Below are 21,239 nucleotides of genomic sequence, written 5' to 3' on the forward strand. Positions count from 1 at the left end.
CACAAACTGCATCTTTTGTGATGTGGGTTTGTCAGTGGTCAAATACCATCAACCCAGATTCATACTTTGGACCAGCGCTAGCCAAAGCGGAATGGCTAGTGCCGAGAGCGGGGTTTGTAGTGCGACTATCGCGGCAATCAAGGGTGCGTTGCCGCCCATTTTTTTTGCCAAAACATAACTGTTCATAGCGGTCGGGACGGCTGTGCTGATAATCACCACGTCCAGTGCGTGCCCTTTTAGACCAAACAAAACCGAGAAAAACAAAGCGATTGCGGGCATACCTATGAGACGCAGACCGCAGGCGAACCAGACTTCTTTTACCGGTGGAAATGCGTGTCTGAGGCGTAGGCCGGCCCCGACACTCAACAAGGCACAGGCAAGCCCTGCGCGGCCAGTGACGTCGATTGTTGAAACGATTGGTCCCCACAGCGGGATATTCAAAAGATTGAAGGCCAAGCCAGCCAAGGAAGCGATGATGAAGGGGTTTTTGAGAATATTGCCCAGCACCGTCGAAAAAGAGGGACGTTTCTCTGTCGCAAAAATTGCCATGATGGCAATGATGATGATGTTGATGATTGGAATCAACGATGCCATTGCGACGGCGACCAGCGCCATGGCGTCGTTGCCATAGGCTTTTTGCACGATAGCAAGCGCCATAAAGCCATTCCAGCGCAGTACCCCTTGGTAGATTGAAGTGTAGGAAGGGTTGTCGACGGAGAAAAACGAACGGAAGACCGGATAGAGCGATAACAAAAGTACCGCCATCACGATAATAGTGGCAACCAGCACAAAAGCCATGTCATCGATGGGGACATTCGTTAAATCAGCTTGGAACAGGGAATTGAAGATCAAAGCTGGGAAAAAAAGCCAATAGGAAATCGTATCCAGGCCCGCCCATTGATTCTCAGGTACCAGTTCGCTGCGGCGCAAATATAGTCCTAGTCCGACCAAAAAGAATGTGGGAATGATGGCTTCGACTATTGGAGACATGGTGATGGCTTTCGGCGGGAGGACTTGGGCGAGGCTATGCTGATAATAGACGCAGATGTCTAGCTTTCGGTTGCGTTGGATTCTTGCGTTTCATCTGCGGTGGCAAAACGGGCTCGGTCCAATGCGCCTTGTAGAATGAAAGAGGCAGCCATTTTGTCAACCACTTCATCCCGGCGGGCGCGGGAGGCATCTGCATCCAATAGGGTGCGTGTCACAGCAACGGTAGACAGACGCTCATCCCAAAACGTCACTGGAATGGGCTGTTGCTGACGTTCGCGCCAGACATCGCGTAGAGAATGGTAAAAATCCCGTGTTGCTTGAGCGCGAGGGCCTTCACTGCCGTCCATGTTGAAGGGCAAACCAAGCACGAAGCCACCGATAGACTGTTCAAGGCAAATCTCAAACAGGCGTTCAGCATCGGCCATGAATTTCTTGCGTTGAATGGTTTCCAGCGGTGAAGCAATCATTCGACCTGTATCCGAGATTGCCAGTCCTATGGTCTTGGTGCCCAGATCCAGCCCCAGCAATCGTTGGCTTGGTTTTAGCCCGGCGATCAATTCGGTCAGAGGAATATCGACGGGTGGTTTTTTCTTTTTTGCCATGGGGAGGGGCCTTGTCGAGTACAAAATTACTGATTGGGTCGCTCTAGCATATTTGATGGCAAAGGCGAAAGAAAAAGCTGGCAGAGGTCCGATTCAAATCTCTTGGCTTTTGTATCCTGCTGTTTTTGACGAGGTGAGTGCTAGGTTTCAAGACCGGATGCAATCGAGTGAATTAGGTCTGCGATGCGATTGATGCGTGCGGGCAATGTACGCCCGCGTCGAAACACCATCCAAAGATCTCGCTGACATCCTTCTGGAAGCCTGATGATGCTGATTTTGTCTTTGTCAGGATAAGCATCGATGCCGCTTCTCGGCAACACCGTATAGCCGATGCCATGAGCAACAGGGGCCGGAATCTGGCTGATTTGATTTACAAAGGTTCGGATGCGCAATGTGTCCGAGCCTTCAAAGTGATCCGGAAAATTCAAAGAAAATAGATCGTGTGCATAGGCGAAGCCATCCGGGTGGGCGACAAAGCCGAGTTCATCCAACGCTTCAAGTGTCACGGGTGATGGCAAGCGATCTGGCGGAACAATCAGACATAATTCTTCCTCTCCGAGATAGTGGGTATCCAACCTGGGATGGTTTGGCTGGTGGTCTGATATACCCAGATCATACCGTCCTTCAAGCACCCCCAGAATAACATCATCTTGTGGAGCTGCTTTCAGCCTGACTGTCAGATCTGGAGATGCCTGCATTAATTTGAAAATCTCAGGATACAGCAGCATGGCGAAGCTTCCTGAACAGGCGATGTTGACTTCACCAATGCCGGGGTTGTCTTGCCGAACGGCCTCGAATAGAGCGTTTTCTTCAACTCGGCGGGATTGCCCCATGGCAAACACCGCTTCACCCGCAGGGGTCAAACTAAAGCCTTTGCCTTGACGGGAAATCAATGGTTTCCCTATCTGGCCTTCGAGTTTGCGCAGATGCTGAGACACACCAGGTTGTGTCATGCCTAGATGTTTTGCAGTTCGGGTGAAGTGACCGATTTCGACCAATACGGTGAAGGTTTCAATCCATTGAGCGTTTAGCATGGATTATTACTAAACGTTATAAAAAGTAAATCAAATGATTATTTTACGTAGTGATTGTGCTGCCCTAAATTTGCATAAACAAAGCGAACCAAAGGAAAGTATCATGCTACCGACACCTCGGACTTTTTCGCATATCGGCCTGTCTGTTCCGGATCTAGATGCCGCCGTGCAATTTTATACCAACGTTCTCGGCTTTTATACCATTATGGAACCAACCGAGATTGTTGAAGATGACAGCGATATCGGTCAGATGTGCACCGATGTTTTCGGTGCTGACTGGAAACGTCTACGTATTGCGCATCTTGCCACCGCCGACCGCATTGGCTTCGAGCTGTTTGAGTTTGATGGCAATCACCCACCCAAGGAAAACTTGTCTTTTCGCCAGCATGGCACCTTCCACTTTGCGATCCAAGATCCAGACATAGAAGGCCTCTTGGCCAAAATTGTCGACGCGGGTGGCAAACAACGTATGCCTATCCGTGAGTATTTCCCTGATGAAAAACCTTATCGTATGGTCTATGTGGAAGATCCGTTTGGTATCGTTTTCGAGCTCTACAGCCACAGTTATGAATTGACTTATTCCGCCGGTGCTTACGCCTAGGATGGCGCATTGCGTCCCCTTCCGGCATCGTGCACCTTTTTCCTTCCAGATGGTGCGTGATGCTAAGGGGCATCTGGCGACAATCCAATGTTTAAACCCTCAAAAGCCATGAGACTTGGTCTCAAGCCGGTTTCTTGGTCGCCTGATAGAATGCTTCATATCTGGCCAAATAGGTTTGTACCTGCTGGCGGTGCTCAGCACTTGAAAAGAAGTCTTCTACCTGTTGGGGCGTTTTGTTCATCAGGGGGAAACGCAAGAATAGATCTGTGGCAAAGCTCTGGCTCACCGTTGAGAGCACAAGGCGCAGTTGTGCCAGCATGTCGCCCCCTCTGTGGGAGGCGTGCAGGAGGGCAATTGGCTTGTCGACGATATGTTCGCCGGATACCAGCCAATCGATGGCGTTTTTCAAGCCGCCCGGGATGGACCTGACATATTCGGGGCTGGCAATAAGCAGTCCGTCCGCGGCTGCGATCGCATCTACAAACTGTTGTACCCCATGTGGCAGGGTGATATTTTCCAGATCTGGGGAAAAGACTGGCAGATGTCCAATCCCGTCAAAGACTGAAATCTGGATGTTATTGGGCGCGATCTTGCTGACCGTTTGAAGCAAAGCGGTGTTTGTTGACGTGCTGCGGGCACTGCCCGAGATTGCTAAGAGATTCATAGGGCGATGGTGATGGCCTTGCAGTGGCTTGTCAATCTTGCGTTGCTTTTCTTAAATGCTCTATTTTTTGCTTTGTTTTTCGGCAAATGGGGAAAATTGACGCGTTCGAAGTATCTGGAGGCGCTTGGAGTTGCGCCCAAAAGTCATGAGGTGCTATAGCCGTGGGTAAGTGAGAGAAGACTCATTTTTGACCCGGTTCTTTTGCGCCGCCCTCAATCATTGATCGGGGCGCAGACCGGATCTTTATTTGGAAGGCTTGCATTCATGTCAATTGACAAGAATACGGTCAAGCGTGTGGCGCGTCTCGCCCGCCTGTCCGTTACAGAAGATGAGGCAGAGAACCTCAAGGGTGAATTGAACTCCATTCTCAACTGGGTTGAAATGCTCAATGAAGTTGATGTGGAAGGGGTTCAGCCAATGACCTCTGTGGTTAATCAGGAAATGAGAAAACGCAAGGATGCGGTCACGGATGGCAATTATGCCGATCGTATCGTCGCCAATGCCCCGATGTCTGAAGACAATTATTTCATGGTTCCCAAGGTCATCGAATAGACCTTGTCATTTGTCAGGTTGCAGCCCACTGGCTGCAGCCGCAAGCGAACCCGAATTGAAGATGGTCGGGATTTGACGGGCCAAGATTTGCCCCATAATCTCGCAAAGTGATGAGGATAGCCGCGTGACAGATCTCACGGCTTTGACAATTGCCCAAGCCCGCGACGGGTTGGCAAACAAAGACTTCACAGCGACTGAGCTGACAAAAAGCTATATCACCGCGATTGATAACGCTGATCAGCTCAATGCCTATATCGTCAAAACGCCTGAGAAGGCTTTGGAGATGGCCGCGCAGTCGGATGCGCGCCTTGAAAAAGGCGAGGGACGTCCGCTGGATGGTATTCCGCTTGGTATCAAGGATCTTTATTGTACCAAGGGGGTGGGCTCTCAAGCCTGCTCGCATATTCTGGATGGTTTCAAGCCAGAATATGAAAGCACAGTGACACAAAATCTTTGGAACGATGGCGCTGTTATGTTGGGCAAGCTCAACATGGACGAGTTTGCGATGGGGTCTGCCAACGAGACCAGTTATTTTGGTCCGGTTAAAAACCCTTGGCGTGCAACGGGCGAAGAAATCGACCGGGTGCCGGGCGGCTCCTCTGGTGGTTCTGCTTCTGCTGTTGCTGCACGGATCTGTGCTGGTGCAACGGCCTCTGACACGGGTGGGTCCATTCGTCAGCCTGCGGCCTTCACTGGCACAGTTGGCATGAAGCCAACTTATGGCCGTTGTTCGCGTTGGGGCATGATCGCCTTTGCCTCTTCGCTAGATCAGGCGGGGCCGATCTCTCGCACCGTGCGCGATGCTGCCATTATGCTCAAATCGATGGCCTCGGTTGATGTCAAAGACACCACCAGTGTTGATTTGCCTGTTCCAGACTATGAAGCCGCCTTGACCGGTGACATTCGCGGTATGAAGGTTGGTATTCCCAAGGAATATCGCGTTGACGGTATGCCTGCTGAAGTGGAAGCCAATTGGCAACAAGGCATTGACTGGCTGAAAGCTGCTGGTGCTGAGATCGTTGAGATTTCTCTGCCGATGACCAAATATGCATTGCCTGCCTATTATATTGTGGCTCCTGCGGAGGCGTCTTCGAACTTAGCCCGGTATGACGGTGTGAAATATGGCCTGCGCGTCAATGGTGATGATATCACTGACATGTATGAAAAGACCCGTGCAGCCGGATTTGGCTCTGAGGTCAAGCGCCGCATTTTAATCGGAACTTATGTGCTGTCGGCTGGTTATTATGATGCCTACTATCTGCGCGCCCAGAAAATCCGCACGCTGATCAAACAGGATTTTGAAAAGGCGTTCCAGACCGTCGATACCATTTTGACACCGGCAACGCCGTCGGCTGCTTTTGAGCTTGGCAAAGAAGTGACGGATCCCGTTGAGAATTATCTCAATGATATCTTCACCGTGACCGTCAACATGGCTGGCCTGCCCGGTATTTCAGTGCCTGCGGGCAAATCTGCTGAAGGGTTGCCAATGGGGTTGCAGCTGATCGGTAAGGCGTTTGATGAAGAAACGCTGTTCCGGACTGCCGGTGTGTTGGAAGAAGCTGCAGGCATCCTGGATGCTCCGGCTAAATGGTGGTAAGTCTCGTGACCGAAGCAATCCGTAAGCCTGAAGACTGTTTGGAAAAAGCCCATGTTCGGGAAGAAGTGGACCGTATTGATCAAGCTTTGATTGATTTGTTCGCCGAACGTGATGGCTATGTCCGTCGTATGGCTGAGCTGAAAAAAGACACGTCTGAGGCCCGCGATGAAGAGCGGGTTCGGACTGTGCTGGATAAGGTTCTATTCCGATTGGAAGAGCAAGATCTGGCACCTGATCTTTATATGCAGTTCTGGGAAGACCTTATCGAAGTCAATATTGCCTATGAGGAAATGGCGATTGCCGCCCTCAAGGATGAGCCTTCAGAGACATCTGGCGCCTGAGCGCTGATTATTCGAAAGCGGAGCCGCGATCAAGGCTCCCAAGCTAAGGACGAAATTATGGCTGAAGCGTCCAGCAAACTGATCAAAGGGGCAACCGGCGACTGGGAAGTCGTTATCGGCATGGAGATCCATGCTCAGGTCGCCTCTGAAGCAAAGTTATTCTCTGGGTCTTCCACCGAGTTCGGTGGCGAGGCCAACAACCATGTTAGCTTCGTTGATGCGGCCATGCCTGGCATGCTGCCTGTGATCAATGAGGAATGTGTTCGACAGGCTATTCGTACCGGTTTGGGCATGAAAGCCAAGATCAACAATCGTTCGTTGTTTGACCGTAAAAACTATTTCTATCCCGATTTGCCGCAGGGCTATCAGATATCCCAATTCAAAGACCCCATCGTCGGCGAAGGCATGGTGATCTTGGATATGCTTGACGGCGAACGCGTTGAAATCGGTGTAGAGCGGTTGCATTTGGAGCAGGACGCGGGCAAATCGATGCATGATCAGCATCCGACCATGTCGTTTGTTGACCTTAACCGCTCTGGTGTGGCGTTGATGGAGATCGTCTCCAAGCCGGACTTGCGCTCTGCTGATGAAGCCAAAGCCTATATGACCAAGATGCGGACAATCGTTCGATATCTTGGCACTTCGGACGGTAACATGGAGCAGGGGTCCATGCGTGCGGACGTTAACGTCTCTGTGCGTCGCCCCGGTGAAGAACTTGGAACCCGTTGCGAACTTAAAAACATGAACTCGATCCGCTTCATCGGTCAGGCTATCGACTTTGAAGCTCGTCGTCAGATTGCGATTTTGGAAGACGGTGGCTCGATCGATCAGGAAACCCGCCTGTACGACCCTAAAAAGAGCGAAACCCGCTCCATGCGGTCCAAGGAAGAAGCGCATGATTATCGCTACTTCCCCGACCCCGATCTGTTGCCGCTGGAATTTGATGACGCTTATGTGGAGGCGTTGCGTGCAGAGCTGCCTGAGTTGCCTGACGAAAAACGTGAGCGCTTCATCACAGACTTTGGCCTCAAGCCCTATGATGCATCTGTCTTGGTGGCATCCAAACGCAATGCCGAGTTCTTTGAAAAAGTTGCCGATGGCCGTGATCCCAAATTGGCTGCCAACTGGGTGATCAACGAATTCTTTGGTCGCCTGAACAAGGAAGGCACTGATCTTGACGACAGCCCTGTCTCGGCCGATCAGTTGGGCAAGATTGTTGATCTGATCAAAGCCGGTGATATTTCGGGCAAGATCGCCAAAGACTTGTTTGAGATTGTCTGGGCCGAAGGCGGAGATCCTGCAAAGATTGTTGAAGAAAAAGGCATGAAACAGGTCACTGATACTGGGGCAATTGAAGCGATTATTGAAAAGATCATCGCAGACAATCCCGATCAGGTTGAAAAGGTCAAAGAAAAACCGAGTCTTATCGGCTGGTTTGTCGGTCAGGTGATGAAAGCTTCACAAGGCAAAGCCAACCCGCAGGCCGTGAACCAAATCCTGAAAGAAAAACTCGGGCTTTGAGTTAAAAGCAGAGTTGCGAATTAAAAATGAATAAGGGGAGTGGTGCCGAACCACTCCCTTTTTATATTGAGAGACAGATTTGTTTTGCGGGTTAAGGGGGATCCTGATACTCAAACCAGCAAAGGCTGTGACTGTTTTCATTTGTGAGGACCAACAATGACTATGCTTATTTTGGGCGTGCTGCTCTGGACCGTGGCGCATTTCTTCCCGGTTTTTATGCCAAATTTACGTGCTGGTGCGATTAGTAAAGTGGGTGAGGGGCCGTATAAAGGGCTCTTTACGTTGGTTATTGTCGGCGCTCTGATCTTGATTGTTTTTGGTTGGCGTTCGGTTGGCGTAGGCGCTGATCTTTATAGCGCCCCTTGGACGCGTCATGCGACTTATGCTCTTGTGCTGGCTTCGATCATTTTGTTTGGGGCCGCCAAGGGACAAAGCCGCATTCGTAAGCTGGTGCGCCATCCTATGCTGACAGGTGTGGCTGTATGGGCTATTGGCCATTTGTTGGTCAATAATGATCCTCGCTCGATGGTTCTTTTTGGTGGCATGCTGCTCTGGGCTGTGGTGTCAATCTTTGGCATCAACCGCCGTGACGGTGCCTATACGGCACCTGAGGCTTGGAGTTGGGCGCGTGACATCCGCTTGGTGATGATTTCTACGGTACTTTATGTGGCACTCGTATTTGGCCATCCCTATTTCACCGGAATACCTTTGTTCTAAGTTGAGGCTAGTGCCCAGATTGGGTTATAAATGATAGGTCGGATCCAGATTTGGGCCGACCTTTTTTGATAGCGTCAAAGCCTGCTATGATATGCTGCGGCCGATGACAGCCCAATCGTCGCATCACATCTGTGTGACGTGGCTTGGATAATTGACCGATTGGTCTTAAATTAGAGGTCCATTCCAGCCGCAGCATCCTGACGTGGCTTTTTATTTCATTTTAGGAACAAAAATGACCGAGCAGACAAAGCCAATTGATCTTTATTACTGGCCAACTCCAAATGGCTGGAAAATCACAATTATGCTTGAAGAATTGGGTGTGCCTTACAATATGCATTACATCAATATCGGCAGTGGTGATCAGTTCAAACCCGAGTTTTTGGCTATTTCTCCCAACAACAAGATGCCTGCGATTGTTGACCCTGAAGGGCCGGGTGGCGAACCAATCTCGGTGTTTGAGTCTGGTGCGATCCTGCTTTATCTAGGGCGCAAATTCGGCCGCTTTTTGCCGAAACCCGAGCGAGAATTGGTTGAGGTCGAGCAATGGCTGATGTGGCAGATGGGTGGTTTTGGCCCAATGCTTGGTCAGAATCATCATTTTGCGACCTATGCTCCCGAGAAAATCGACTATGCCATCCGTCGCTATCGTGACGAGACGCATCGCCTTTACGGGGTGTTGAACAAAGCGCTTGAAGGCAAAGACTTTGTTGCAGGCGACTATTCAATTGCTGATATGGCGATTGTTGGTTGGGTTGTGCCTTATGAGCGCCAGAATATTGATCTCGCCGAGTTCCCCAACGTTGAGCGCTGGTTTGCAGCGATGAAAGCCCGCCCAGCCGTTGAAAAGGGACTGGCTATTGGTAAAGACGAGCGGGCAAAGATGGACCTTGCCAAGGATAAAGCCGCTCAAGCCATGCTGTTTAACCAACGGGCACGGTAACAAACGCTGCATTTCTGCCAGTTTTATAAGCCCCTGCATGCTTCGTCTTGCGGGGGCTTTTTGCGTTTATTTGTCCGACCTGTGCGGGACTTCCTTATAATCTGTTTGTTGAAAAGATTTGCTATGGTTGCTGAAAGGTTAGCGCAGTTGTTCATGTTGTCTTCAATTTCTATTGGAAATTACCGGAAATCTGCCAAAATTTAGGTTGAAAAAGTGTAAAATTTACACCCCCATAACTTTTTGTTCTCATTGCAGTAACCAAGCCTGTTTACGTCAATTTGAGAGATTTCTTCCAACATTGGTTTCATCAGGACAGGCAAGTCAGCCTGCCTTTCAAAAGCCCGGGCAAGGGCGTCGATGAGTATAATATTGGGATTAAAACAATGGCTAGAATTGAGTTTCATGCAACTGAGTTAAATGGCATCGGACAGGATGCAACCGGCGACGTTTTCTTTCAGCTGGGACTGTCGCACTCTATTGGTGAACAGGGTGAACCTGATCTCATTGCTGCGCATAAATGGTTTAACTTGGCTGCAATGAAAGGCAACGATGCTGCTGCGGTACGTCGTCAGGAATTGGCATGCGAAATGTCTCCCTCCGACGTTTCTAAAGCTCAGCGTCAGGCACGCGAATGGATTCGTCTGCACTAGATTTTGCTTGGTCTACCCCGATAGGACAGTGGCGACTGGGTCTGGCGGGACTACCAATAGCGAAGTCTACTGTAAGACGGATACACATATGTGCAATTTAATATGACGGGTACCAGATGACTGGTGCCCGTTTTTTATTGCTCGTTTTTTTCGTTCGTTAAAGCCCCAAAGGGTCTGATACTTGCTGCATGCCGGCGACACCGTGACTGAAGCCGTTCACGAAAGCGTGCTTGGGCATCAAGTCCTGAATTTTTGCTCTTGCTTCTTCTGCTCCTATGTTGCCGTTCATCACCGCACGGAACGCTTGTGCCACGCCCAGCATGTCGCCGGTGTGTGGTGAGAGACGGAAAGCGTTGACACCGGCCTTGGCGAGAGAAGGCAATTCCTCCAAAAGCAGCTGACTGCCATAGGACATGGTCTGGATGCCATTGACGGCCAAGAAAGGTTGTCCGGCTAGACTGTTGACATCTCGACCGTCGGGGTCCTGATCACAGACGAACCGGCAAGAGTCTTTTGATAAATGGTGCAAGCGCGCATGATAACAGCGCGCAGACAGGGCAAGCGGCAGGCGGCCAAACACCTGTAGCTCGTAATCTGGCTCAGGGGCTGCTTTAATCAATTGAGCTATGGTTTTGGCTGGCACTTCTGCAGGCAGAACAAACCGCACAGCACCGCGTGATGTAAGCGATTGAATGGTCGCTTCATTGTAGATGTTGATATAGGGGCCGATGACATAGGTGCGGTCTTTGAGGAAGGCCAATGCGGTGAGGTCGTTCGCCTCGACCATCCACATATCTTGATCGCATTGTTCGGCAAGGCATTTGCGTTCTGCTTTAGTGGTGACCAGAGCCAGCGTCGAAATTACAACTTTTTTGCCTGCTGATTCCATGCGATCCAAAATGTCGGGTAGCACCGCATTGCGAAAGGGGAGGCGTTTTGAACAGACCGGCTCGCCGATATAAACCAGATCGAAATCGGACTCGTCCGCCACCTTGAAATAGAAATCGCGCCAGTCACTCTCGGACCAGTTGAATAGGCAAGGGCCTAGTGTGAGTTCGGGCATTGGGTTCAAATTGTTCTTGTCCATGATTTCCCCTAGCGCCATGTCTTTTGGTAAGAGCCTTTTGTGGATTTTTGGCCTTCGGTGAGGGGCGCCAAGATGGCGTCCAGATCGACACTCGTTCCAGATGCTACGGCATCAACGGCTTGCCGGAAGCTTTTGACCACTTTTGCCATATAGGCTTTGCCGCGTTGCCGTCCTTCGATCTTAAGGGCTGTTACACCTGCCTTTTGCAATTGCGGCAGAAGGTGTGCCGCGTTGAGGCTGACGGGATCTTCAAAGACATAACCGGTTTCACCAAGAGACTCAAAGCGCCCTTTGCATAGGGTGGGGTAGGCGGCGGCTTCCCCTTTGGGATACTGATTGATGGTAATGCCCTCCAAGGTGCTTTCGAGATAGTCACCTTGGTCTTCATATTTTACCGAGCCAGGAGGGGAGCAAACGCCGTTGATGTTGGGTGATTTTCCTGTGCAATAGGAAGAAAGCGCACAGCGCCCTTCTGCCATGACGCACAGGCCACCGAAAATGAAAACTTCTGTTTCGCAGGTGATTTCAGCGTTTATTTTTTCGATTTCCTGCACGGTCAGAACACGCGGCAGCACCACCCGTTTGACGCCAAATTCGGTGGCGTAATAGTTGATCATGTCGGCGTTGGCTGCCGCTGCTTGCACCGACAAATGTACGCGCAGGTCAGGCTGTGCTTGGGCGGCATAATCGAGCATGCCCAGATCGGCCAGAATGATCGCATGGGCATTGGAGTTTGCCACATCATCGACGGCTTTGCGCCATAGATCTGTGTTGCCTGCTTGAGCAAAGGTGTTGACGGCGACAAGGACTTTGGCGCCACGCTCTGCTGCATATTCGATGCCCTGATGCAGTTCTTTGAGGGAGAAGTTGAGGCCGGGGAAGTTGCGGGCGTTGGTCTCATTGCGGAAGCCGCAATAAACGGTGTCAGCGCCGGCATCCACAGCTGTACGCAGCGCGGCAGGCGTTCCGGCAGGGCAAACTAGCTCCATAGCTTTCTGTGTCATCAGTCGGCTCTCAATGCTTTTGGGTTTGTCTTTGTTCAGGTTGGAAAAGGTTCAGACATGCCATCCATCGGGGCACCGGTGTGGTTGACGTCATTGTTGCGGGTTAGAGCGCTGTGGCGCAGAGTCTCCAGAATGGTTTTGCCGCCGCGTTCGACTGGCTTGCTCAGGGGGCCAGCCATTTGAGCGCATTCGTGGATAAAGTCGATTTCTGCATCGTCTAACGCATTGCGCAGAGCCAAAATGGCTTCTGTATCGCCCTCGATGGTCAGGTCGCGTGAAAAGAACAGAGCGTCTCCATCTTCTTCACCATCCATTAAATTGAGCAGGGAGAGGAACGGCGCTTTTACGGTGACGTCGCGATTGGGGAAGCTGTCTAGCGAGCGGGACAGGCGAATTTGGACCGTTTCATTGAAAAAAGTCAGGCCTGCAATCCAGTCAAGGTCTGTCGGCACGATAACAAAAGACTTGTTTGCATAGTCATCCAGACGTTCAAAAAACTCAGGATGCTGGGTAGCCACCCGATCAGCTGCGCGTGTTATGATGCGTTCCAGCGGCGCAAGCGGCAGAAATTGGGTGAAACGAGCGACATAGGGCGGAAAGGCGCGAGCGGTTCCTTCTGTCATTTTGTGGTCTCCGCTTATGCACGACAAAGCACGGGGCGTAGGGCAGCCTCGCATCGTCGGTTTAAACGACCATGTTGCTAAGAAATCCTATTAGATATTTGATCAAGGTCATGTCCGGCTGCGCCCAAATGGCACAGGTAATTTTACTTATTGATGATGAAACCGGTGCCGTAAGGGCAATGTTTGCAGGGACCTAGCGCAATTTTATCCCACTGCTGTGGCTGTTAACCCAGTTCAAAGGCGCAATGGAATTCATAAAAATCCAGCCTGTCGCCTTTGGCAATGCCTTGGTTGGCAATCGGCAGGGCGGCGAGACCATCGGCTTCGATTAGAGGACGCAGACGCGCGGAGCCACCGCGGCCAATCTTATCCAGCTTCGGCAAACCGTTTTCACTTGTGCCAGATATGCGCACTGGAACAAATTCAAGGCGCGTTCCGCCATTGGGGGTGGTGAAATCTGCTTCCCCCTGCATCGGTGCCGGTTTGGATGATATGCCGGCCAGTGCATCAAGCGCGGCTGTGCCAAACAGCAAAAAGCCAACCAGAGCAGCAAAGGGATTACCGGGCAAGCCAATAAAAACACAGTTTTTGACTTTGCCAAATCCTAGAGGTTTACCCGGTTTTAAGCGTAGTTTGTGAACTTCAAAGGTCCCGGAAATGGCGGTGATCGCGCGATGGATATAATCTTCATCACTGACCGACATGCCGCCTGATGTCACCAACAAATCATTGTTTTCCGCCAAGTGTGAAAGAGTGTCGCGGATGGTCTCAAACTTATCCTGAACCATGTGATGGATTGTTAGATCAATGTTGGCCCGGCTCAACAGTGCAGTCAGCATGGGGGTGTTGGAATCATAAATTCCACCGGGGGGCAGATCTGCGCCGGGGTGGTTGAGCTCGGAACCGGTGGCTAGAAGAGCCACGCGAATGGGGCGCACAACTGGCAATTGGGCATTGCCCGATGCTGCTGCGATGGCAATGTGACGGGTGTCAATCCGTGCACCTTTTTCAATGATAACGGATCGTTGCGGAACATCCTCGCCTTGCCGTCTGATGTTGCTGCCTTGTGTGGGCAACTCTGAAAATGAGGCAAAGTTGCCGTCCTCTGACAATTGAGTGTCTTCTTGCATGATGATGCTATCGGCCCACACGGGCACGCTCGCGCCAGTCAATATACGCACGCAAACCGCGTCGGACGGAATGTGGCTGATGTCATTACCAGCAGCGATGCGTCCCGCGATGGGCAATGATCGCATGTCATGATCAAGTGGCGCTTGTTTGAGGGCGGAAAGGCGAATGGCATAGCCATCCACCGCGGAATTATCGTTAATCGGTAAAGGAACGTGACTTGTTAACGCCTGTGCCAACACATGCCCCAGTGCTTTGCCAAGGGGGCGGGATTGTTGCTCGAGGATGGGACGCACCATCACTTTCAACAGATCCAGCGCTTCAGGCACTTTGATAAGAGGTACGTCTTGACCAGCGGCGTGATGCCTTGCTGAACAGCAGGATTGGGTTTCCGGGGGAGACGAGAGATGGCTTGGTGTGTCTGTCATTGCGAGTCTCTCGGTTTTTGAAAAGAATATTCTATTTTCTGGGTCGTGGTCTGGTTAAATTCGGCTCAAGCCGATGTCCTGAAGCTATATCATTAGCACGCATTTATATCGGGTACCAAAAGAGCGTCGATCAGTTGCCGCTATCGGCGTGACTTGATCATAGGGTTGTCTCCTTTTTGATTGTTGCGCACAATCGGGTCTTTTCTTGTCAATCCAGAAATGCACCGGCAAGTGAAGCGGTGAAAAGACGGAAATGCTTTATCTTTTCTCTATGCAAGTGGCAATAAGCATGGTAGTCACCAGCGTCAACTTCTAGCAAAATTGTTCCTTTCCGGACGTACCCCGATTGTCTCTTTCATTCGGGTGAGACAGGGACTTATATCCTTTTGGCACCGAGTTTCTGCTCTACCTCGTCAGGTAAGCGTGAACCAAACTCATGAGGTAGTTGGCATGGCCACGATTCTTGAACCTTCCACCGGCCGCGAAGCACTGACCTTCGATGATGTGTTGTTGCAGCCCGATCATTCCGTGGTAATGCCAGGTGAGGTGAGTATATCCACCCACCTGACCAAGGAAATCGAACTTAATCTTCCCATTCTTTCCTCTGCCATGGATACCGTGTCAGAAGCCAAAATGGCTATTGCCATGGCGCAAGCCGGCGGCATGGGCGTTATCCATAAAAACATGACAAGTGCTGAACAGGCAGAGCAGGTTCGACAGGTCAAAAAATTCGAAAGTGGTATGGTTGTCAATCCGCTGACGATTACACCCGACTTTACGGTCGCAGAGGCAAAAGCACTCACTCGTGAGTATGGTTTTTCTGGTGTGCCTGTTGTCGAAGGCACCAAAGATGGTGAAAAAACCGGTCGCCTGGTTGGTATTCTGACCCACCGTGATCTTCGGTTTGCATCCGATCCAGATCAGCGTGTCTATGAGCTTATGACGCGCGATAATCTTGTGACGGTCTCCGAGCATGTCAAGCAGGAAGAAGCAAAGCGTTTGCTGCACCAGCGGCGCATCGAGAAGCTTCTGGTTGTTGATGAGAATTATCATTGCATCGGCTTGATCACCGTGAAAGACATGGAAAAATCCCGCCTCAATCCAAATGCTTGTAAAGATAGTCAGGGCCGTTTGCGCGTTGCTGCAGCTTGTTCTGTTGGCGATGCCGGTTTTGAACAAGCTATGGCGTTGATTAATGCGCAGGTTGATGCGTTGGTTGTCGACACCGCGCATGGTCACAGTCAGGCTGTCCTAGATGTGGTTCAACGCATCAAGAAAGAGAATAGCTCCATCCAGATCATTGCTGGGAACGTGGCGACAGCTGACGCTACCAAGGCTTTGATTGATGTGGGTGCCGACGCTGTAAAAGTCGGTATCGGACCGGGGTCCATTTGCACCACCCGCATTGTTGCCGGTGTTGGTGTACCGCAGCTGACCGCTGTTATGGATTGTGCCAGAGCTGCGGAAGATGCAGGCGTGCCCACGATTGCCGATGGTGGCATCAAATTTTCTGGGGATCTTGCAAAGGCGCTGGCTGGTGGGGCCAAGGTCGGTATGGTTGGCTCTCTGCTGGCAGGTACCGACGAGAGCCCAGGAGAGGTTTACCTCTATCAGGGACGCTCATTCAAATCCTATCGTGGCATGGGCTCTGTTAGCGCTATGGCGCGTGGATCGGCCGATCGCTATTTCCAGGCAGAAGTGCGTGACACATTAAAATTAGTGCCAGAAGGGGTCGAAGGCCAGGTGCCCTATAAAGGCCCAGTCGCAGCCGTGTTGCACCAACTGGCAGGCGGGTTACGCGCTGCTATGGGGTATACTGGTTCAAAAGATTTGGCTGACTTCCGCGACCGCGCCAAATTTGTGCGCATCTCACCTGCATCCCTGCGAGAGAGTCATGCCCATGATGTGACGATCACGCGTGAGGCACCCAATTACGGAACGTCAAGCTGATAGACGTCTTAAATCGTTGATATTGGCGGATTTCTGCGGGATTCGAGGTTCCTCTAGGTAACCCCGAATTCCGCTTTTTTCGTTCTAAAGGTGCTTATGGGGTGCTTAGTTTGGATGCCTGGAGGGAGTTGGCTACTTTGAAGCTGAATGGTAATTCTTTATTGTGGTCCAGGGGAGGGGTGATATACATCTTTGCGCTGAAAGTTGTACGCAGAATACTCTACTTGGCAATAAGCGTGTTGTGAAACAAGGCGTTCATGAGGTGAATTTCAGCGTGGACCAAAATGCGGTTTACAAAATATATAATTTTGTCTAGAAGGTAACTTTCTTTGTTCGATTTTATCATTTTTCCAACACTCATTTCACTCAGGATGGTCTTCATGACACGCCTTTCTCCGGTTCGCTCCATTCGTCTGTTTCGTTTGGCTGTTGTCATTGCCTCTGCGGTGGTGTGCACTGGCAACGCAGTCGCTCAGGAGCGACCTCCTGCGAGCGTGACGGTTGTTACCGTGAAAGCTCAGGATATCACTCTTACGTCCACACTGCCCGGCCGTGTCGTTGCATCCGGTGTGGCTGAAGTGCGGCCGCAGGTGGCGGGCATCATCACCGAGCGCCTTTATGAAGAAGGGGCAAGTGTTGAATTGGGTGACGCCCTCTATAAAATCGATCCAGCGACCTATCAGGCCCGTGTCGCCGCTGCGAAAGCCGCGGTTAAGCAAGCGCAGGCCAGTCTCAATGCCGCACAAAAAGTTTCTAAACGGCAGAAGGCTTTGTTGGATCGCAAAGTGACCTCTCAGCAAACGGTTGATACAGCCCTGTCCAATGAAGCCGTCGCAGCAGCTGCCCTTGATGTTGCAAAGGCCCAATTGCTTACGGCGAATATTGATTTGGACCGGACCACCATCCGCGCGCCATTGTCTGGTAAAGTGGGTTTGTCTTTGACAACGCAGGGTGCCTTGGTAACAGCCAGTCAATCTGCCCCTCTCACTGTCATTCGAAAACTCGATCCTGTTTATGTCGATGTTACAGAATCGGCTGCGGCCATGCTGCAATGGCAACGCAAATTGAAGACCGAACCAGAAGCTCCATCGCCGATGGACCAATCTATTGTGGTCACCTTGGCAGATGGTTTGCCTTATGAGATTAAAGGGTCGCTGACTGCGGCAGAACCCCATGTTAATGAGCAAACTGGGGTTATTCTTCTGCGTTTGACTTTCCCAAATCCAGATGGGTTGTTGCTGCCCGGGATGTATGTTCAAGTCGATATGCCTCAAGGCATTGCTCAGAATGTTGTTCTTGCACCGCAAGAGGGTGTGGCGAGAGATCGCCGCGGCAATCCCATTGCTATGGTGGTCAACAAGGACAATGTTGTCGAACAACGTGCCTTGACTGTCTTGCGCGCCCACGGGGCCCAATGGGTGGTCAGCAAAGGTCTTGTCGATGGGGATCGTGTGATTGTTGAAGGCTTGCAAAAAATTGCGCCAAAAGCGACCGTTCAACCTCAAGAACGATCTGCTGCCCCAGTTTCTGAACAAAATTAAACCCAAGACGGAGAGAATCCATGGCGCGTTTCTTTATTGACAGGCCTATCTTTGCCTGGGTGATTTCAATTATCATTATGGGGATCGGTCTTTTATCGGTTTATACCCTGCCGGTGGCGCAATATCCAACGATTGCCCCACCTACTGTCAGCATCAATGCAAGCTATCCCGGTGCATCGGCAGAAACCATTGCCAACACGGTGACGCAAATTATTGAGCAACAAATGACCGGCCTTGATGGCTTGCGTTATTTCAGTTCAACGTCATCTGCCTCAGGGCAGGCGAGCATTACCCTGACCTTTGAAACGGGAACAGACCCCGATATCGCTCAAGTTCAGGTGCAGAATAAGCTCAATCAGGCGACAGCCCTTTTGCCTGATCCGGTGCAGCGGCAAGGTGTTCGTGTTCGCAAGTCATCAGCCAGCTTTTTGATGGTTATCGGGCTGATCTCCGACGATGGTGCCTTGCAGCAAGTTGATTTGTCCGATTACATGGTTTCAAATCTGGTTGATGAGTTCAGCCGCATTGAAGGCGTGGGGGAAGTGCAGGTTTTTGGTGCGCAATATGCCATGCGTATTTGGCTTGACCCGTCAAAACTTGCTACCTATGAGCTGACACCCTCCGACATTGTTTCGGCTGTTTCCAATGAGAATGCCCAGATTTCGGCAGGCTCTTTTGGCTATTTGCCAACAGTCGAAGGACAGCAGTTAAACGCGACAATTACAGCGCAATCCCTGCTTAATACGCCGGAAGATTTTGAACAAATTGTACTGCGTGCTGAAACTGACGGTGGGCTTGTTCTTCTCAAAGATGTTGCGCGGATTGAAATTGGTGCTGAAAACTACCAGACCATTGCGCGGTTCAATGGTCAGCCAGCGACCGGGATGGCCATTAGTCTTGCTTCGGGAGCCAATGCGCTTGATACAGCCACAAAGGTGAAAGCGCGGATTGAAGAACTGTCTTCGTTTTTCCCAGAGAATGTGAGCTATGTCGTTCCTTATGACACGACACCATTTGTGAAAATTTCTATCGAAGAGGTTGTGCAAACCCTGTTCGAAGCCATCATTTTGGTGTTTTTGGTGATGTTGCTGTTTTTGCAAAACTTGAGAGCAACCCTCATCCCCACTCTTGCCGTGCCTGTCGTTCTGTTGGGGACTCTTGGCATTCTTGCAGCCTTTGGATATTCCATCAATACATTAACAATGTTGGCGATGGTTCTTTCGATTGGCTTGTTGGTCGATGATGCGATTGTTGTGGTGGAAAATGTTGAACGCATCATGGAAGAGGAAGGGCTTTCTCCGGTTGAGGCAACCCGCAAATCCATGGGGCAGATTACCGGGGCTTTGATTGGTATTGCGCTGGTTTTGTCTGCCGTTTTCACTCCTATGATTTTCTTTGGCGGATCAACAGGCGTTATTTACCAACAGTTTTCAGTCACCATCATTTCAGCCATGTTGCTGTCCGTTGTGGTTGCTCTGACGCTTACGCCTGCTTTGTGTGCCACACTCCTGAGGAATAAAGATGCCCATCACAGCTCACGGGGATTGTTTGGCTTGTTCAACAAAGGGCTCAATAAAACCCAGGGCGGCTATGCGTCGAGTGTGAGCTGGATTATTCGTCGGCCACTGCGCATCGGTGTCGTGTATTTGGCGCTTGTGGGCGGAATGGGTTGGCTTTACACGCAAACACCGACTGGGTTCTTGCCAGATGAAGATCAGGGCATTCTGTTTACGCTCATTCAGGGCCCTTCCGGGGCGACTGCTGAGCGGACACAGAAGGTAACGAACCTGATTGAGCAGCATTTCAACAACGACCAAGCTGAGAATGTTAAATCGGTCTTTGACATTGTTGGCTTTAGCTTTGGTGGGCAAGGCCAGAATATGGGTATGAGTTTTGTTCTGCTCAAGGATTGGTCCGAGCGTGTATCTCCAGCGCAAAGTGTAAAGGCAATAGCGGGACGTGCTTATGGCGCCTTTAGCCAGATACGTGATGCAATGGTTTTTCCGATTGTGCCGCCATCTGTTATTGAATTGGGCAATGTCAGTGGCTTTGATTTTTACTTGCAAGCGCGCAACGGACAGAGCCATGAGCAATTGCTCGAAGCGCGCAATATGCTTCTGGGTATGGCAGCGGCAAGTCCTTTGATTGCTTCGGTGCGTCCCAATGGCTTGCAGGATGCTGCACAATATAACCTAAGCATTGATTGGCGCACAGCTGGTGCCATGGGCATATCGGCAACCGATGTGGGCCAATTGTTGTCCATTGCCTGGGCTGGCCGTTACGTCAATGATTTTGTTGATCGGGGGCGTATCAAACGGGTTTATGTACAAGGCGAAGCGTCTGCGCGTGCAACACCCGAAGACCTCAAAAAATGGCGGGTCCGCAACAAAAGCGGTGGACTTGTGCCTTTTTCCAACTTTGCAACGGAATCCTGGAAGTTCGGTCCGCAAGGAATTTCACGATACAACGGTATTCCTTCGATGCAGATTCAGGGCTCTCCTGCTCCCGGTGTGAGTTCGGGCGCAGCTATGGCCGAGATGGAGCGTCTCGCTGGCCAGCTTCCCGTGGGATATAATTTGTCTTGGACAGGTTTGTCGCTAGAAGAAAAGCAGTCCGGCGATCAAGCGCCATTGCTTTATTCGCTCTCACTTTTGGCTGTGTTCTTGTGCCTTGCTGCTCTTTATGAAAGCTGGGTTATTCCTGTTGCTGTCATGCTCGCTATGCCGATTGGTGTTTTGGGTGCGTTGCTCGGGGCTTGGCTTGGCGGCTTCCAAAACGGGGTCTTCTTTCAGGTCGGGTTGCTGACTGTGATTGGGCTAACGGGTAAAAATGCGATTTTGATCGTTGAGTTTGCCCGTGATCGACAGGCCGCTGGCGAATCCCTGTTCGAGGCTGTCGTTGAAGCGTCACGACAGCGCTTCCGTCCCATTCTTATGACCTCTATCGCATTTTCGCTTGGGGTGCTCCCTCTGGTGATCAGTACCGGTGCAGGATCTGGCGGACGCACGGCAATCGGCTCTGGCGTCCTTGGAGGCACAATTTCTGCCACGTTCCTTGGCATCTTCTTGATCCCTCTGTTCTATGTCTTCGTTAGAGGACTGTTTGGGAGCAAAACAAAAGAGAGCTAAAGGTCTGAACGCGTAAAAAAATGCCAACTGCATCATGTTTTATGGTGCAGTTGGCATTTTTCGTTTTACAGTTTATCGGGCACAGCAGATATTAAAGAGGCGATGTTTTCTCTTGTATTGGCGCAGCGTTATGTATGTGAT

At 50.9% G+C, this 21,239-nt stretch carries 19 protein-coding genes; 11 read left to right on the plus strand and 8 right to left on the minus strand.

From position 1 onward, the window contains the following. Positions 1 to 48 precede the first annotated feature (48 nt). The 3 genes from C0081_RS08190 to C0081_RS08200 all read right to left on the minus strand — a co-directional run bounded on the left by C0081_RS08190 (position 49) and on the right by C0081_RS08200 (position 2,626). A complete protein-coding gene (locus C0081_RS08190) occupies positions 49 to 990 on the minus strand; it encodes an AEC family transporter (RefSeq protein WP_101533333.1) in 942 nt (313 codons plus the stop codon). 59 nt (positions 991 to 1,049) lie between these two features. Beyond that, a complete protein-coding gene (gene ruvX, locus C0081_RS08195) occupies positions 1,050 to 1,592 on the minus strand; it encodes a Holliday junction resolvase RuvX (RefSeq protein ID WP_101533334.1) in 543 nt (180 codons plus the stop codon). Between the two features lie 140 nt (positions 1,593 to 1,732). After that, positions 1,733 to 2,626 carry a LysR family transcriptional regulator gene (locus C0081_RS08200; protein ID WP_101533335.1) on the minus strand — a complete coding sequence of 298 codons (894 nt, stop codon included), beginning with the start codon at positions 2,624 to 2,626 and terminating at the stop codon, positions 1,733 to 1,735. A 103-nt stretch (positions 2,627 to 2,729) separates the two neighbouring features. Between C0081_RS08200 and C0081_RS08205 the strand changes: the two genes are divergently transcribed. Next, the gene (locus C0081_RS08205) at positions 2,730 to 3,227 is read left to right on the plus strand and encodes a lactoylglutathione lyase family protein (protein WP_101533336.1); all 498 of its coding nucleotides are present in this window, start codon (positions 2,730 to 2,732) and stop codon (positions 3,225 to 3,227) included. A gap of 121 nt (positions 3,228 to 3,348) precedes the next feature. On the opposite strand, the gene C0081_RS08210 is transcribed toward C0081_RS08205, so the two are convergent. Beyond that, on the minus strand, positions 3,349 to 3,891 hold the full coding sequence (locus C0081_RS08210) for an NADPH-dependent FMN reductase (protein WP_101533337.1): 543 nt from the start codon (positions 3,889 to 3,891) through the stop codon (positions 3,349 to 3,351). Between the two features lie 264 nt (positions 3,892 to 4,155). Here C0081_RS08210 and gatC point away from each other — a divergent pair, with 264 nt between their 5' ends. From gatC to C0081_RS08245, 7 genes are all read left to right on the plus strand, one after another. Next, positions 4,156 to 4,443 (plus strand): Asp-tRNA(Asn)/Glu-tRNA(Gln) amidotransferase subunit GatC, encoded by a 288-nt coding sequence (gene gatC / locus C0081_RS08215; protein ID WP_101533338.1) that lies wholly within the window; start codon positions 4,156 to 4,158, stop codon positions 4,441 to 4,443. Between the two features lie 124 nt (positions 4,444 to 4,567). Further along, positions 4,568 to 6,040: an Asp-tRNA(Asn)/Glu-tRNA(Gln) amidotransferase subunit GatA gene (gatA, locus tag C0081_RS08220; protein WP_101533339.1), complete on the plus strand. Its 1,473-nt coding sequence runs from the start codon at positions 4,568 to 4,570 to the stop codon at positions 6,038 to 6,040. Further along, complete coding sequence (locus C0081_RS08225) at positions 6,031 to 6,381, plus strand: chorismate mutase (RefSeq protein ID WP_101533340.1); 351 nt, start codon at positions 6,031 to 6,033, stop codon at positions 6,379 to 6,381. Before gatA ends, C0081_RS08225 begins: the two co-directional genes overlap by 10 nt. A 57-nt stretch (positions 6,382 to 6,438) precedes the next feature. Then, positions 6,439 to 7,902, plus strand: coding sequence for an Asp-tRNA(Asn)/Glu-tRNA(Gln) amidotransferase subunit GatB (gene gatB / locus C0081_RS08230; protein ID WP_101533341.1), 1,464 nt, complete (start codon positions 6,439 to 6,441; stop codon positions 7,900 to 7,902). Between the two features lie 156 nt (positions 7,903 to 8,058). Next, positions 8,059 to 8,619 (plus strand): NnrU family protein, encoded by a 561-nt coding sequence (locus C0081_RS08235; protein WP_101533342.1) that lies wholly within the window; start codon positions 8,059 to 8,061, stop codon positions 8,617 to 8,619. A 232-nt stretch (positions 8,620 to 8,851) separates the two neighbouring features. Beyond that, positions 8,852 to 9,559 (plus strand): glutathione S-transferase N-terminal domain-containing protein, encoded by a 708-nt coding sequence (locus tag C0081_RS08240; protein WP_101533343.1) that lies wholly within the window; start codon positions 8,852 to 8,854, stop codon positions 9,557 to 9,559. 383 nt (positions 9,560 to 9,942) lie between these two features. Beyond that, positions 9,943 to 10,209, plus strand: coding sequence for an SEL1-like repeat protein (locus C0081_RS08245; protein WP_101533344.1), 267 nt, complete (start codon positions 9,943 to 9,945; stop codon positions 10,207 to 10,209). A gap of 157 nt (positions 10,210 to 10,366) precedes the next feature. Here C0081_RS08245 and ubiV read toward each other — a convergent pair whose 3' ends face one another. The 4 genes from ubiV to C0081_RS08265 form a co-directional block, all read right to left on the minus strand. Further along, a complete protein-coding gene (gene ubiV, locus C0081_RS08250) occupies positions 10,367 to 11,296 on the minus strand; it encodes a ubiquinone anaerobic biosynthesis protein UbiV (RefSeq protein WP_245417889.1) in 930 nt (309 codons plus the stop codon). 8 nt (positions 11,297 to 11,304) lie between these two features. Then, the gene (ubiU, locus tag C0081_RS08255) at positions 11,305 to 12,285 is read right to left on the minus strand and encodes a ubiquinone anaerobic biosynthesis protein UbiU (protein WP_101533716.1); all 981 of its coding nucleotides are present in this window, start codon (positions 12,283 to 12,285) and stop codon (positions 11,305 to 11,307) included. A 50-nt stretch (positions 12,286 to 12,335) separates the two neighbouring features. Next, positions 12,336 to 12,923, minus strand: a complete 588-nt coding sequence (gene ubiT / locus C0081_RS08260) for a ubiquinone anaerobic biosynthesis accessory factor UbiT (RefSeq protein WP_180966810.1) — start codon at positions 12,921 to 12,923, stop codon at positions 12,336 to 12,338. A 224-nt stretch (positions 12,924 to 13,147) separates the two neighbouring features. Next, entirely contained in the window at positions 13,148 to 14,479 is a 1,332-nt protein-coding gene (locus C0081_RS08265) for a molybdopterin molybdotransferase MoeA (protein WP_101533346.1), read from the minus strand. 450 nt (positions 14,480 to 14,929) lie between these two features. Between C0081_RS08265 and guaB the strand changes: the two genes are divergently transcribed. From guaB to C0081_RS08280, 3 genes are all read left to right on the plus strand, one after another. Continuing rightward, positions 14,930 to 16,429, plus strand: a complete 1,500-nt coding sequence (guaB, locus tag C0081_RS08270; protein ID WP_101533347.1) for an IMP dehydrogenase — start codon at positions 14,930 to 14,932, stop codon at positions 16,427 to 16,429. 380 nt (positions 16,430 to 16,809) lie between these two features. Continuing rightward, a complete protein-coding gene (locus tag C0081_RS08275) occupies positions 16,810 to 17,970 on the plus strand; it encodes an efflux RND transporter periplasmic adaptor subunit (RefSeq protein ID WP_101533348.1) in 1,161 nt (386 codons plus the stop codon). A gap of 20 nt (positions 17,971 to 17,990) precedes the next feature. Further along, entirely contained in the window at positions 17,991 to 21,098 is a 3,108-nt protein-coding gene (locus C0081_RS08280) for an efflux RND transporter permease subunit (protein ID WP_101533349.1), read from the plus strand. The last annotated feature ends 141 nt before the right edge of the window (positions 21,099 to 21,239 follow it).

It is taken from the genome of Cohaesibacter celericrescens (assembly GCF_002866925.1).
Classification (GTDB): domain Bacteria; phylum Pseudomonadota; class Alphaproteobacteria; order Rhizobiales; family Cohaesibacteraceae; genus Cohaesibacter; species Cohaesibacter celericrescens.